At 75.8% G+C, this 13440-nt stretch carries 11 protein-coding genes; 3 read left to right on the top strand and 8 right to left on the bottom strand.

Features of this window, described 5'->3' with window-relative positions; translation table 11 throughout:
* Window positions 1–57 precede the first annotated feature (57 nt).
* A complete protein-coding gene (locus BJ968_RS03310) occupies window positions 58–981 on the top strand; it encodes a TIGR03560 family F420-dependent LLM class oxidoreductase (protein ID WP_179749192.1) in 924 nt (307 codons plus the stop codon).
* Window positions 982–1127: 146 nt separating this feature from the next.
* Window positions 1128–2018 (top strand): glycosyltransferase, encoded by an 891-nt coding sequence (locus BJ968_RS03305; RefSeq protein ID WP_179749190.1) that lies wholly within the window; start codon window positions 1128–1130, stop codon window positions 2016–2018.
* On the opposite strand, the gene lipB is transcribed toward BJ968_RS03305, so the two are convergent.
* The 3 genes from lipB to BJ968_RS03290 form a co-directional block, all read right to left on the bottom strand.
* Complete coding sequence (gene lipB, locus BJ968_RS03300) at window positions 1979–2692, bottom strand: lipoyl(octanoyl) transferase LipB (RefSeq protein WP_218885419.1); 714 nt, start codon at window positions 2690–2692, stop codon at window positions 1979–1981. The genes BJ968_RS03305 and lipB overlap by 40 nt on opposite strands.
* 89 nt (window positions 2693–2781) lie before the next feature.
* On the bottom strand, window positions 2782–3516 hold the full coding sequence (locus tag BJ968_RS03295; protein ID WP_179749188.1) for a Type 1 glutamine amidotransferase-like domain-containing protein: 735 nt from the start codon (window positions 3514–3516) through the stop codon (window positions 2782–2784).
* Complete coding sequence (locus BJ968_RS03290) at window positions 3506–4831, bottom strand: FAD-dependent oxidoreductase (protein WP_179749186.1); 1326 nt, start codon at window positions 4829–4831, stop codon at window positions 3506–3508. The genes BJ968_RS03295 and BJ968_RS03290 overlap by 11 nt, the downstream gene beginning before the upstream one ends.
* Before the next feature lie 67 nt (window positions 4832–4898).
* Between BJ968_RS03290 and BJ968_RS25445 the strand changes: the two genes are divergently transcribed.
* Window positions 4899–6650: a protein kinase domain-containing protein gene (locus BJ968_RS25445; RefSeq protein ID WP_179749183.1), complete on the top strand. Its 1752-nt coding sequence runs from the start codon at window positions 4899–4901 to the stop codon at window positions 6648–6650.
* A 21-nt stretch (window positions 6651–6671) separates the two neighbouring features.
* On the opposite strand, the gene BJ968_RS03280 is transcribed toward BJ968_RS25445, so the two are convergent.
* The 5 genes from BJ968_RS03280 to BJ968_RS03260 form a co-directional block, all read right to left on the bottom strand.
* On the bottom strand, window positions 6672–7562 hold the full coding sequence (locus BJ968_RS03280) for a TIGR01777 family oxidoreductase (RefSeq protein ID WP_179749181.1): 891 nt from the start codon (window positions 7560–7562) through the stop codon (window positions 6672–6674).
* A gap of 77 nt (window positions 7563–7639) precedes the next feature.
* Window positions 7640–9484 carry a 2-oxoglutarate dehydrogenase, E2 component, dihydrolipoamide succinyltransferase gene (gene sucB, locus BJ968_RS03275; RefSeq protein WP_179756134.1) on the bottom strand — a complete coding sequence of 615 codons (1845 nt, stop codon included), beginning with the start codon at window positions 9482–9484 and terminating at the stop codon, window positions 7640–7642.
* Window positions 9485–9553: 69 nt separating this feature from the next.
* Window positions 9554–10933, bottom strand: a complete 1380-nt coding sequence (lpdA, locus tag BJ968_RS03270; RefSeq protein ID WP_179749179.1) for a dihydrolipoyl dehydrogenase — start codon at window positions 10931–10933, stop codon at window positions 9554–9556.
* Window positions 10934–11122: 189 nt separating this feature from the next.
* Window positions 11123–11653 (bottom strand): hypothetical protein, encoded by a 531-nt coding sequence (locus BJ968_RS03265; RefSeq protein WP_179749178.1) that lies wholly within the window; start codon window positions 11651–11653, stop codon window positions 11123–11125.
* 276 nt (window positions 11654–11929) lie between these two features.
* Entirely contained in the window at window positions 11930–13429 is a 1500-nt protein-coding gene (locus tag BJ968_RS03260) for a leucyl aminopeptidase (protein WP_179749176.1), read from the bottom strand.
* Between the last annotated feature and the right edge of the window lie 11 nt (window positions 13430–13440).

Below are 13440 nucleotides of genomic sequence, written 5' to 3'. Positions count from 1 at the left end.
CGACGGCCGGAGGACCCTGCCGGGGGTGGCGCCCGCCCGGCCCGGCAGGATGGGGGTGTGGATCTGCGCATCTTCACCGAGCCCCAGCAGGGCGCCAGCTACGAGACCCTCCGCCGGGTCGCCGTCACGGCCGAGGAGACGGGCTTCTCGGCCTTCTTCCGCTCCGACCACTACCTGACGATGGGCGGCGACGGGCTGCCCGGCCCGACCGACGCGTGGACCACGCTGGCGGGGCTGGCCCGCGACACGACGTCCATCCGGCTGGGGACGCTGGTCTCCTCGGCGACGTTCCGCCTCCCGGGCGTCCTGGCGATCCAGGTCGCCCAGGTCGACGAGATGTCCGGCGGCCGCGTCGAGCTCGGGCTGGGCTCCGGCTGGTACGAGGAGGAGCACACCGCGTACGGCATCCCCTTCCCGCCGGTGGCCGAGCGGTTCGACCGCTTCGAGGAGCAGCTCGCCGTGGTCACCGGGCTGTGGGGCACGCCGGCGGGGGAGCGCTTCTCCTTCGAGGGCCGCCACTACTCCCTGACCGACTCCCCGGCGCTGCCCAAGCCCGTGCAGTCCCCGGTGCCGGTCGTCGTCGGCGGGGCGGCGAAGAAGCGCGGGGCGGCCATCGCGGCCCGCTACGCCCACGAGTTCAACGTGCCGTTCTGCTCGGCGGCCGAGACCGGTGAGCGCTTCGCCCGGGTCCGGGCGGCGTGCACCGAGGCCGGCCGCGACCCGGGGTCGCTGGTCTACTCGGCCGCCCTGGTGCTGGCCTGCGGGCGCGACGAGGCCGAGTTCGCCCGGCGCGCCGGGGCCATCGGGCGCGAGCCGGGGGAGCTGCGCGAGCACGGCGTGGCCGGGACCGTGTCCGAGGTCGTCGACACCGTCGGCCGGTACGCCGAGGCCGGTGTCGAGCGCCTCTACCTGCAGGTGCTGGACCTGTCGGACCTCGAGCACCTCGAACTCGTCGCCGCCCAGGTGGCGCCGCAGCTGTGACCGTCGCCCTCCCGGGGTAGTCGGTCGACGCAGCGTCAGCGCAGGTCGCGGTGTCCCCCCAGGTGAGAGTTGAAGCACCCGGTCCCGGCGTGCACCCTCGCGTCAGCCGACACCACCGGGGTGTCGCCGGCCACCCGGGGGGACCCGTGATCGACCGACCCTGCGGGGACGCGCCGCTGGTGAGCGTGGGGGTGCCCGTCCACAACGGTGAGGCCTACCTCGAGCAGACGCTCACCGCCCTGCTGGACCAGACGCTCGACGACTTCGAGCTCGTCGTCTGCGACAACGCCTCCACCGACCGGACGCCGGAGATCGTCGAGAAGTTCGCCGCCGGCGACGAGCGCGTCCGCTCCGTGCGCAACCCGGTGAACATCGGCCTGGCCCGCAACTTCAACCGCGCCTTCCAGCTCGCGCGGGGCCGGTACTTCCGCTGGGCCATGGCCGACGACCTCGTCGACCCCACGAACCTCGCCGACTGCGTCGCGGCGCTGGAGGCCGACGCCGGGGCCGTCCTGGCCGTCCCGTCGTGGGACCTCGTCGACGCCGAGGGCAACCCCGCGCGCGGCGGCCGCGAACTGGCCTCCTTCACCTGGGACGCCGACCCCGCCCGCCGCATGCACCAGCTCATCGACATGGTCAACGGCCCGTCCTCGATCGCCGTCCTGGCCTACCTGTCCGGGCTGGTCCGGACCGAGGCCGTGTGGGCGACCGACCAGCTCGGCAGCTACCCCTGCTCCGACCACGTCCTGCTCGCCCAGCTCCTGCTGCGCGGCCGGTTCGTCGAGGTCCCGCGCCGGTCGCTGCACGTGCGCCTGCACGAGGCCTCCGCCGGCCACGGCATCGGGACCGGCGACTACGCCGCCGTCCACCGCACGTTCTTCCCCGGGACCGAACCGGGGAACCTGCTGCGCTGGCGCGCCTCGCGCTACCGCAGGATGTGGGAGGTGCTGGACCGCACCGACGCCTCCCGCGCCCAGCGCACGTCGCTGCGCGCCCGCTACGCCACGACGTCGGTGCGGGGCCTGCTGCCGGTCTGAGCCGCCCCCGGCAGGTCCGCCCCCGGCAGCAGGGCCGTCACCGCGGCGGCCGCCTCCAGGACGCCGACCCGGCGGCCGGCCCGGGCGCTGAGCGACGTCGCGCCCGCGTCCGGCAGCCCGCACGGGACGATGTGGCTGAACCCCTGCAGGTCGGTGTCGCAGTTCAGGGCGAAACCGTGCATCGTCACCCCGCGGGAGACCCGGACCCCGATCGCGGCGAGCTTGTTCTCCGCCCGCCACCCCGGTGCCAGCGGCTCGTCGGCCGTCCACACGCCCGTGCGGTCCTCGACGCGGTACCCCCGCACCCCGAACCCCGCGGCGACGGCGATGAGCAGCTCCTCCAGCCGCCGCACGTACCCGACGACGTCCAGCGCCCCCCGCAGCCGCACGATCGGGTACCCCACCAGCTGACCCGGCCCGTGCCAGGTGATCCGCCCGCCCCGGTCGACGTCCACGACGGGCGTGCCGTCGTCGGGGCGCTCCCAGGAGTTCGTGCGCCGGCCGGCCGTGTAGACGGGGGAGTGCTCCAGCAGCAGGACCGTGTCGGGGACCTCACCCGCGACGACCTGCGCGTGCCGGGTGCGCTGCAGCTCCCACGCCTCGCGGTAGTCGACCGTCCCCTCGCCGAGCCGCACGCGTTCGACGACGAGGCCCCCGCGCGGTCCGCCGGGCAGGTCGCAGGGGGGCACCGTCACGACGGCAGGGTACGTCGGCGCCCGGTCCGGTGGTGCCGCCCGCGGTGCCCGCGCCGTCCGGAGCGCCCTCAGGGACGCAGGAGGCGGGGTTCCACGCGCGTCTCCACGACGCCCGGCCCCTCCCGGCGCACGACGTAGGCCCCCTTGCCGGGGACCTCCGCGACGGCCTCGACGAGCTCGGTGCCCTGGTAGACCAGGCCCACGCCGTCGTCGCTGCAGTGCGTCTCGCCCAGGACCCCGGAGGCCACCAGCTCGTGCACCAGCGGCCGGCGCCGGGCCTCGGAGTCGTAGTGGACGCCGTTGCCGTAGGGCAGCAGGCCCAGGCCGTCGGTCACCGGGCGCAGCTCGGGCCCGAAGGAGTCGGTGGTGCCGCCGGTGAACCAGCAGATCGACCCCGCGCTCACCCCGCCCAGGACGACCCCGGCCTCCCAGGCCCGGGCGAAGACGCCGTCCAGGCCGTGCACCCGCCACACGGCGAGCAGGTTCGCGACCGAACCCCCGCCGACCCACACGACGTCCGAACCCAGGACCTGCGCGGCCACGTCCGGGACGCTGGGCATCGGGAACAGGTCCAGCACGGTCGTGCGGAACCCGGCGCGCTCACCGGCCGCGTGCACCTCGCCGGCCCACGACCGCTGGTCCCCGCCCGCCGTGCCCAGGTAGGTCACCCGCGGGGCCCGGTCGCGGGGGACCCGCGCCAGCTCCACGGCCAGGTGCGCCGTCCCGGCCCAGTCGATGCCGCCCAGTTCCCGGCGGGTCCAGCCCCCCGACGTCGCGACGATCGTGGGGACCTCAGCGGGCACGCTTGAACCCGTTGCGCCCGAACGCCTTCACCAGCACCGCGTCGGCGGCGCGACGGCCCGAGACCAGGGCCCCCTGCAGCGAGGCGTTCTCGCGGTGGTCACCCGCGACGAACACCCCGTCGCCGACGTCGACGGGCCGGGGACCCTCGAACGGCGGAGCGACCACGGGCAGCGCGTGCGGCAGCGAGTGCGCCGCCACGCGCGTCCACCCCGCGGCGTCGACGCCGTACACCCGCCCCAGCTGCTCCCGCACGCGGGCCTCGACCTCCGCGCCGGTGTCGGCGCCCAGCACCTGCGCGCTCACCAGGGCGCGGTGGTCCGAACCCGCCAGCACGTACCCCGGCGCGACCGCCGACAGCACCGAGGTGTTCACGATGGGTCCGGTGCGGTCCCCGTCCAGGTGCAGCAGCCGGGCCCGCGACTCCGGCGCCGGCGAGGACGCGGCCCCGAACCAGAACGTCGAGATCGCGTGGCTCGCCGGCACGTCCAGGCCCGGGACGAGGTGACCGGCCGCGTGGGCGTCGGTCGCCACGACGATCGCCTCGCAGTTCACCCCGCCCTGGGTGGTCTCCACCGCGAGCGAGCGCGGGGCGTGCCCGATGTGCCGGACCGAGACGCCCGTCACGACGCTGCCGGCGGGCAGGGACGCCGCGAGCTGGTCGGGGACGGCCTGCATGCCCCGCGCCGGCACCGCCGGGGTCCCGCGCAGGAAGCTGCGGACGAGCAGGTCCACGAACCGCCGGGACGTCGTCCCGTCCACCTCGCCCAGCACACCGGCGAGGAACGGTTCCAGGACCGACCAGCGCAGCTCGCCGTGCACCTCCGCCGCGTCCAGGCCCTCCGACCAGCCCGTGTCCGGCTCCTTGAGGTCACCCGCCGACGTCACGCGCAGCAGCCACCGCGCCGCGGCGGCCTTCTCCCGGGCGTTGCCCAGCGGGAAGCGCAGCACGTCCAGCACCGACGCGGGGTGGCGCCGCGGGTCGCGCAGCGTGCTGACCCGGCCCCCGCGGTGCACGGCCACCCCCGCGTCGAAGGGCTGCAGGTCCAGCGCGTCGAGGTCCAGGACCTTGACCACCTCGGGGTAGCCGGGGTTGAGGAGCTGGAACCCGCGGTCCACCCGGAAGCTGCCGACGGTCTCGGAGCGGACGCGACCGCCCACGGCGTCCGCGGCCTCCACGACCAGCACGTCGACGCCCGCGGCGGCGAGGTGCTTGGCGCAGGCGAGGCCGGCGAGCCCGGCGCCGATGACGACCACCTCGGCCGACGAGCGCAGCGTGGCGGGCGGGTGGTTCTCGAGAGTGGAGCTGACGGTCACCCCCCGAGCGTATCGACCCTGTGGACAACGAGCGCGGCAGTCCCCGCCCGTGCGCCACCCTGTCCTGGTGACCCTCCCCGACCCGCACGCCGTCCCCCGGGACACGCGCCCGGACACCGACGCCCCGACCGGCCCGGCGGGCCCGGCCCGGCAGTGGCGCCGGGCCGCGCTGGCGGCCCTGGGCGACGACCCGCGCCGGCGGCCGCCGCTCGTCGACGGGTACGACGTCGACGCCCTGCTGGGGGCGGGCGGGTCCAGCGTCGTCTGGTCGGCGACCGGTGTGGACGGCGTGCAGCGGGCGCTGAAGGTCCTGGCCCCCGGCGCCGACGCCGACCTGCTCGCGGAGCTGTCCACCCTGCGCCGCGTCCGGCACCCGCGGGTCGTCGCCGTCCACGACATCTCCACCACGGCCGACGGCCGCCCCGTGCTCGTCCTGGACCTGGCCGCGGGCGGTTCGCTGTCCGCGGTGCTCGCCCAGCGGCGGCGCCTGTCGGCGGGGGAGGTGTCCGGGGTGCTGGGCGTCCTGGGGCCGGCCCTGGAGGACCTGCACGCCGCCGGTGTCGTGCACGGCGACCTGTCCCCGGGCAACGTGCTGCTCGACGCCGCCGGGGAGCCCCTGCTCGCCGACCTCGGCGTCTCGCGCGCCCTGGGCCGCCGGCACGGCAGCGTCCTGGGCACCCCCGGCTTCGCCGACCCCGCCGCAGTGGCCGGTGAGGGCGTGGGAGCGGCCTCCGACGTCTACGGCCTGGCCGCGCTGGCCTGGTGCGCCCTGACGGGGGCGCCCCCCGCGCCCGCGGGGGCGGTCGGTCACCGCCTCGCCCACCGGCGCGCGCTGGGCGACCTGCCGCCGGGCAACGCCGCCGCCGTCCTCGCCGCCGTGCGGGAAGGACTGCACCGCAAGCCGTCCCGGCGCCCGACACCGGGCGAGCTCGCCACCGCGGTCGCCGCCGCCGCGCGGCCGCGCCCCGTGCGCGGCCTCGCGGCGGGAGCGGCCGCGGCCGGGGCCCCGGCCCGGGTGCCACCGCCGCCGGCCGCGACCCGGCGGATGGGTTCGGGCTCACCCGTGGTCGCCGAACCTCCGGCGAGCGCCCGGCCGGCCCCCTCCTCCGGGTCCACCCCGTCCCGGCGCACCCCGTCCCGGCCCACCCCGCGGCGCACCCCGTCCCGCGCCACCCGGCGCCGGGTCCGGCCCGGGCTCCTGGTGGCCGGGGCGCTGCCCGTGGCGGCGGTCGCGCTGGTCGTGCTCTGGCGGTCCACGACGCCGGCGCCCGCGTCCCTGGCCGCACCCCTGCCCGCGCCCGCCGCCGCGCCGGCCGCCGCGCCGGTCGCCGCGCCGGTCGCGGGGGAGCCGGCCGCGCCGTCCGTCGCGCCCGCGCGACCCACCGGCCCCGCGAGCGCCGACGGGGCCCTGCCCGCGGTGCCCGCCGACGGCGCCGACGTGCTGCGCGGGGAGGACGCCGTCGCCGTGGTCGCCGAGCTCGCCGACCGACGGGCCCGGGCGCTGACGGCGGGGTCCGCGCAGGCCCTCGACCTCGTGGACTCCCCGGGCTCGCCGGCCCGGACGGCCGACGAGGCCCTGCTGGCCGAACTGGCGGCCGGTGGTTCCCGCTTCGAGGCGCTGGGGTTCGACGTGACCGCCGTCCGGCAGGTCGAGCGCGACGGCGACCGCTGGGTCCTGGACGCCGACGTCACCACCGCCGAGCACGTCGTCGTCTCGGCGGCCGGGGCCCGGCGCACGGTGCCCACCGGTGAACCCCGGGCCTCGCGGTTGACGCTGGAGCGGGTCGGCGGCCAGTGGCGGGTCAGCGCGGTCGGCTGAGCGCCCCGCCGGACCGGGGTGTCAGGCGCGCGCGAGCCAGCCGGCGATGGCCGCGACGTCGGGGTGCTGGAACCGGAAACCGGCCGCCAGCAGCACCTGCGGCACCACCCGCTGGCTGGCCAGCGGCTGCTCGCCGAACTCCCCGAGGGCCAGGCGCAGCGCGGCGGCGGGCACGGGCAGCAGCGCCGGGCGGTGCAGCGCCGCGGCCAGGGCCGAGGTGACCGCCTGGTTCGTCGCCGGCTCGGGGCACACCAGGTTCACCGGGCCCGCCACGTCGTGGGTGAGCAGGAACTCCAGCGCGGCCAGCTCGTCCGGCATGGAGATCGGGCTCCACCACTGCCGCCCGCTGCCCAGCGGACCGCCCACGCCGAGGCGCAGCACCGTCAGCAGCTGCCCGAAGGCGCCGCCGACGGGGTTGGCCAGCAGTCCCGTCCGGGCCAGCGCCACGCGCACGCCCGCCGCCGCGGCGGGGCCGGTGGCCTCCTCCCACTCCCGCACGACGTGGGCCAGGAAGTCGTCGCCGCGGGGGGAGTCCTCGGTCAGCACGGCCGAACCGCCGTCGCCGTAGGCGCCGATGGCGGAGGCGTTGACGAGGACCTGCGGGCGCTCGTCGAGGTCGAGCAGGGCCCGCACGAGGGTCCCGGTCGTCTCGGTGCGCGAACGCAGGACCGTCTCCTTGTAGGCGGCGGTCCAGCGCTTGTCGCCGACCCCGGCGCCGGAGAGGTTCACGGCGGCGTCCACGCGGCCCAGCCGCCGCGGGTCGAGCCGGCCGGCCGCGGGGTCCCAGGAGACCTCGTGGGGTTCGCGCTCGGGACGGCGGACGAGGGTGAGCACCTCGTGCCCCGAGTTCCGCAGGTGGGCCACCAGGTGGCGGCCGACGAGACCGCTGGCGCCGCTGACGACGATGCGCACGAGAACTCCTCATCAGGTGGGGGAGAACGGGACAGCCCCGTCCCCGCGCGGGGGGACGGGGCTGCCCGGTGGGTGGTTCAGAGCCCGAGGTCACCCTCGAACGCACCGGCTTCGATGCGCTTCTTGACGGTCTGCAGGAAGCGGGCCGCGTCGGCACCGTCGACGATCTGGTGGTCGTACGACAGCGCCAGGTACATCATCGAGCGGATCGCGATGGTCTCCTGGCCCTCGGCGTCGGTGAGGACGACGGGCCGCTTGACGATCGCGCCGGTGCCGAGGATGGCGACCTGCGGGGCGTTGAGGATCGGGGTGTCGAACAGGGCCCCGATGCTGCCGGTGTTCGTGATGGTGAAGGTGCCGCCGGACAGGTCGTCCGGGGTGATCTTGCTGGCGCGGGTGCGGGCCGCGAGGTCGGCGATCTTGCGCGCCAGCCCACCGAGGTTCAGGTCGCCCGCGTCCTTGATGACGGGGGTGATGAGGCCCTTGGGGGTGTCCACGGCCATCGAGATGTTCTCGCTGCCGTGGTAGACGATGTTCTCGCCGTCGATGCTGGCGTTGAGCGAGGGGTGCTGCTTGAGCGCCTCGACCGTGGCCTTGACGAAGAACGGCAGGAACGTCAGCTTCGCGCCCTCGGTCGCCGCGAAGGAGTCCTTGGCGCGGGCCCGCAGCCGGGCGATCCGGGTCACGTCGACCTCGATGACGGTGGTCAGCTGCGCGGAGTTCTGCAGCGACTCCTTCATCCGCTGGGCGATGACCTTGCGCAGGCGCGACATCTTCTCGGTCGTGCCGCGCTTGGGCGAGACCTCCACCGCGGGGGCGGCCGCGGGAGCCGGCGCCGAGGGGGCGGCGGGGGCGGGAGCCGGTGCGGCGGCCGCGGCCGCGGCGGCCTTGGCCTTGTCGGCGGCCTCCTGCACGTCCTGCTTGCGGACGCGCCCGCCGACGCCGGTGCCCGTGACGGAGGACAGGTCAACCCCGAGGTCCTTGGCGAGCTTGCGGACCAGCGGGGTCACGTACGTGCTCCCCCCGGTGGCCTCGGGCTGGGCGGGGGCGGCGGGTGCCGGCTGCGCCGGGGCGGCCGGCTGGGCCGGCGGGGCGCTCTGCGCCGGGGCCGAGGCGGGCTCGGCGGCCGGGGCGGCCGACGGCTGGGTCGCGGCCTCGGCCTGCGAGCGCGCCTCCTCCCGCTCCGCGACCTCGTCCGCGAGGGACTCCTCCTGCGGTGCGCTCTCCTGCGCAGCCGGTTCCTGCTGCGGCGCGGGCGAGCTCGGGGCCGGGCTGGAGGCCTGGGAGGCGTCGCCGATGCGGGCCAGGTCGGCCCCCACCTCGGCGGTCTCGTCCTCGCCGACGAGGATCTCCAGCAGCGTCCCGGCCACGGGGGAGGGGATCTCGGTGTCGACCTTGTCGGTGGACACCTCCAGCAGCGGTTCGTCGACCTCGACGGTGTCCCCGACGGCCTTGAGCCAGCGCGTGACGGTGCCCTCGGTGACGGACTCGCCCAGCGCCGGCATCTGGACGGCCTGACCGGAGCCCGAACCCCCCGTGCTGGGGGCCGCGGCCGCGGCGGGCGGCTGCTCCGGGTCCGGCTCCTGCGCCGACTCGGGGGCGGCCTGCGCGTCCTGGGTGCTCGGCGGGGTGGGCGCGGACTCCTGCTGGGGGGCCGGCGCCTCGGCGGCGCCGCCCTGCTCGGAGGCGTCCCCCACGCGGGCCAGCTCGGCCCCCACCTCGGCGGTCTCGTCCTCGGGCACGAGGATCTCCAGGAGCACGCCGGCGACCGGGGAGGGGATCTCGGTGTCGACCTTGTCGGTGGACACCTCCAGCAGGGGCTCGTCCACGGCGACGGTGTCGCCGACCTGCTTCAGCCACCGGGTGACGGTGCCCTCGGTCACGCTCTCGCCGAGAGCGGGCATCTGCACCGAGTTCGACATCTGTTCGGTTCTCCTCACGGGCGGTCTCCGGCGTCTCGGAGACGCCGTGGTCGGGGGTGTTCGGGTCGGCTAGGAGTGCGAGTGCAGCGGCTTGCCGGCCAGCGCCAGGAACGCCTCGCCGACGGCCTCGTTCTGCGTCGGGTGCGTGTGGACGAGGGCGGCGACGTCCTCGGGGTAGGCCTCCCAGTTCACGATGAGCTGCGCCTCACCGACCTGCTCGCTGATGCGCGAGCCGATCATGTGGATGCCCACCACGGGACCGTCCTTCTGCCGCACCAGCTTCACGAAACCGGTCGTGCCCAGGATCTGGCTCTTGCCGTTGCCGCCGAGGTTGTACTCCAGGACGTCGACGTCGCCGAACTTCTCGCGGGCCTTGGCCTCGGTCACCCCCACGGAGGCGATCTCGGGTTCGCAGTAGGTGACCTTCGGGATGCCGAGCTCGTCGACCGGCTGGGGGTCCAGCCCGGCGATCTCCTCGGCGACGAAGATGCCCTGCGCGAAGCCGCGGTGGGCCAGCTGCAGGCCCGGGACGATGTCGCCGACGGCGTAGACGCCGGGGACGCTGGTCTGCAGGCGCTCGTTCGTCAGGACGAACCCGCGGTCCATCGTGACGCCCTGCTCCTCGTAGCCCAGGCCGGCGGTGTTCGGGCCACGGCCGACGGCGACGAGCAGGAGGTCGGCCTCGAAGGTCTTGCCGTCCTCGAGCTTGACGACGACGCCGGAGTCGGACTGCTCGACCCCGGCGAAGCGGACGCCGAGGGAGAACTTGATGCCGCGCTTGCGGAACGCGCGCTCGAGGCCCTTGCTGATCGCCTCGTCCTCGAGCGGGGCCAGGTGCGGCAGGGCCTCGACGATCGTGACGTCCGCGCCGAAGGACCGCCAGACGCTGGCGAACTCCACGCCGATGACGCCGCCGCCGAGGACGACGACCTTCTCGGGGACCGAGTCCAGGGTCAGCGCCTGCTCGCTCGTCACGACGCGGCCGCCGATCTCCAGGCCCGGCAGGCTGCGGGAGTAGGAGCCGGAGGCGAGGACGACGTTCTTGCCGGTGTAGCGGACGCCGTCGACCTCGACCACGTTCTTCGCCACGAGCTTGCCGGTACCGGCGACGAGCTCGACCTTGCGGGACTTCACCAGGCCCTGCAGGCCCTTGTACAGGCGGGCGATGACGCCGTCCTTGTACTTGTTGACCCCGGCCATGTCGATGGAGTCGAGACTGGCGCGCACGCCGAACGTCTCGGACTCGCGGGCCGTGTCCGCGACCTCGGCCGCGTGCAGGAGGGCCTTGGTGGGGATGCAGCCGCGGTGCAGGCAGGTCCCCCCCAGCAGGTCCTTCTCCACGAGGGCCACGGAAAGGCCCAGTTCGGCGGCGCGCAGGGCGGCCGCGTAGCCACCACTGCCTCCCCCGAGGATGACGACGTCGTACTCCTGCCCGGCGGCACCTGCCACGAAATGCTCCTGAAGTCGGCTGTGTGCTGGCGACTGCTGCTCTCGGATCCTCTCACCACCGCCGCGGGTGCGGTGCGAGGGGGTGCTCGCCGTCCGCGCCGCGGGCGGCGGACGGCCCCGGACGACGGAACGGCACCTCCCCGGGTGGGGAGGTGCCGTCGTGTCGGGGGGTCGAGCCGGTGGGACCGGTCAGCGCTCCTTCTCGGTGGTGCCGGACTCCTTGCGGGCCACGGTGGACTCTTTGCGGGCCACGGTGGACTCCTTGCGGGCGACGGTGGACTCTTTGCGGGCGACGGTGGACTCCTTGCGGGCGACGGTGGACTCCTTGCGGGCCACGGTCGACTCCTTGCGCGCGACGGTGGACTCCTTGCGGGCCACGGTCGACTCCTTGCGCGCCACGCCGGACTCCTTGCGTGCCACGGTGGACTCCTTGCGGGCGACCGTGGATTCCTTGCGGGCGACGGTGGACTCCTTGCGGGCGACCGTGGATTCCTTGCGCGCCACGGTCGACTCCTTGCGCGTGATCGTGGACTCCTTGCGCGCCACGGTGCTCGTCGTCGACGCGGCCGTGGTGAGCTGCACGCTGCCGGCCACCGTGGTGGGCGCCGCCGAGGCCGAGGTCGCCGCACCCAGTCCGCCACCGGCCAGGACGGCCGCCGCGGTGAGGGACAGGGCAGCGCGACGGGCGAGGCGCGCGACGGTGGTGGGACGCGTGGACATGGTGCCTCCGTGACGTGTGCCCCGGTGCACACCGGGGTGTCTGGGTGGGTGAACCGAACCGGTCGGAGTGACGCCCCCGAACTAGGTCGTCACTATAAGCATATACGCGGTTGCGTACAGTGCACGATTTGCCGTGAAAAGGATCACGTGAAAGCGCTCGGCCACCATTCCCGATCAAGGAAACGGGTGGTGAACCCCCCGCGGCGGGCAGTCGTCCACGGCAGGAACGTCACCTCGGGCCCTCCCCGGTGGCGCCCCGCGGGCCGCCGCGGCGCCTCAGCGCCCGGCGTGGTCCTCAGCCAGGGCCACCAGCGTGCGGACGGCCACCCCGGTGCCCCCGCGGTGCGTGTAGCCCCACGGTTCGCCCGTCGCGAAGGCCGGGCCGGCGATGTCCAGGTGGGCCCACGGGATCGGGGCCCCGGCCGGGCCCGAACCGATGAACTCGCGCAGGAAGACCGCGGCCACGAGCATCCCGCCGGCGCGGTCGCCGATGTTGGCCAGGTCGGCGACGGGGGAGTCCAGCGTGGCCCGCAGCTCCTCCGGCAACGGCATGGGCCAGAACGACTCACCGGCCCGCTCGGCCGCGGCCAGCACCCGCGCCCGGAAGTCGTCGTCGTTGCCCATGACCCCCGAGACGCGGTTGCCCAGCGCGACGACCTGCGCACCGGTCAGGGTCGCGACGTCGACGATGGCGTCCGGCTGCTCGGCCGAGGCGGCGACGAGGGCGTCGCCCAGGACCAGGCGGCCCTCGGCGTCGGTGTTGAGCACCTCCACGGTCGTGCCGCCGAACATCGTCAGGACGTCCGAGGGCCGGATCGCGGTGCCCGAGGGCATGTTCTCGGCCACGGCGAGCCACCCGGTGACCTTCACGGGCAGGTCCAGGTCGGCCGCGGCGCGCACCGCGGCCAGGACCGCGGCCGCCCCCGACATGTCGCTCTTCATCGTCTCCATGCCGGCGGCCGGCTTGATCGACAGGCCGCCGGAGTCGAACGTGATGCCCTTGCCGACGAAGGCCAGGTGCCCCTTCGCCCGGGCCGGCGCGTGCTCGACGACGACGAGCCGCGGCGGGCGCGAGGACCCCTGCCCGACCCCCAGGATGCCGCCGTAGCCCCCGGCCGCCAGCGCGTCCTCGTCCAGGACGCGGGCCGTCAGCTTCCCGTCCGCCGCCAGGCGCACCGCCGCGGCGGCCAGGTCGGCCGGAGCCAGGTCGGCCGGGGCGGTGTTGACCAGGTCGCGGGCCGTCGTGACGGCCGCGGCCAGCACCCCGGCGCGGTCGAGCGCCGCGCGCACCGCCTTGTCCCGCGGCTTGTCGACCAGCAGGGTCACCTCGGCCACCGGCTCGCGCGTCGCGGCCCGGTAGCGCGTGAAGGCGTAGGCGCCGAGCGCGGCACCCTCGGCCACCGCCGCGACCGACGCGGCGTCGGGGACGGGCAGGGCGAAGGCGACGCGGCGCTGACCGGCCAGCGCCCGCGCGGCCGCACCCGCGCTGCGGCGCAGGGTCTCGTGGTCGGGGGCGGTGCCCACCCCGGCCAGGGCCACCAGCGAGGTGGACAGCCCGCTCACCCCGGGGACCAGGTGCACCTGACCGGCCGCGCCGGTGGCGCCGAGGGAGACGGCCGCGTCGACGAGCGCCCCGCGGGTGGCGCGGGGCAGGTCCTCACCCCCGAGCAGGACCGGCGCGGTGGACTTCCCGGCCGGTGCGGGGGCGAGCCCCAGCACCAGGGCGTCCACGGACACGCTCTTGACCGACTTGCTGCTGAGGAGGAGGCGCGGCACCCGGGCACCCT

It is taken from the genome of Kineococcus aurantiacus (genome assembly GCF_013409345.1).
Lineage (GTDB): Bacteria > Actinomycetota > Actinomycetes > Actinomycetales > Kineococcaceae > Kineococcus > Kineococcus aurantiacus.
Note: the sequence above shows the minus strand (reverse complement) of the source record. Positions and strands in the feature narration are given on the sequence as shown.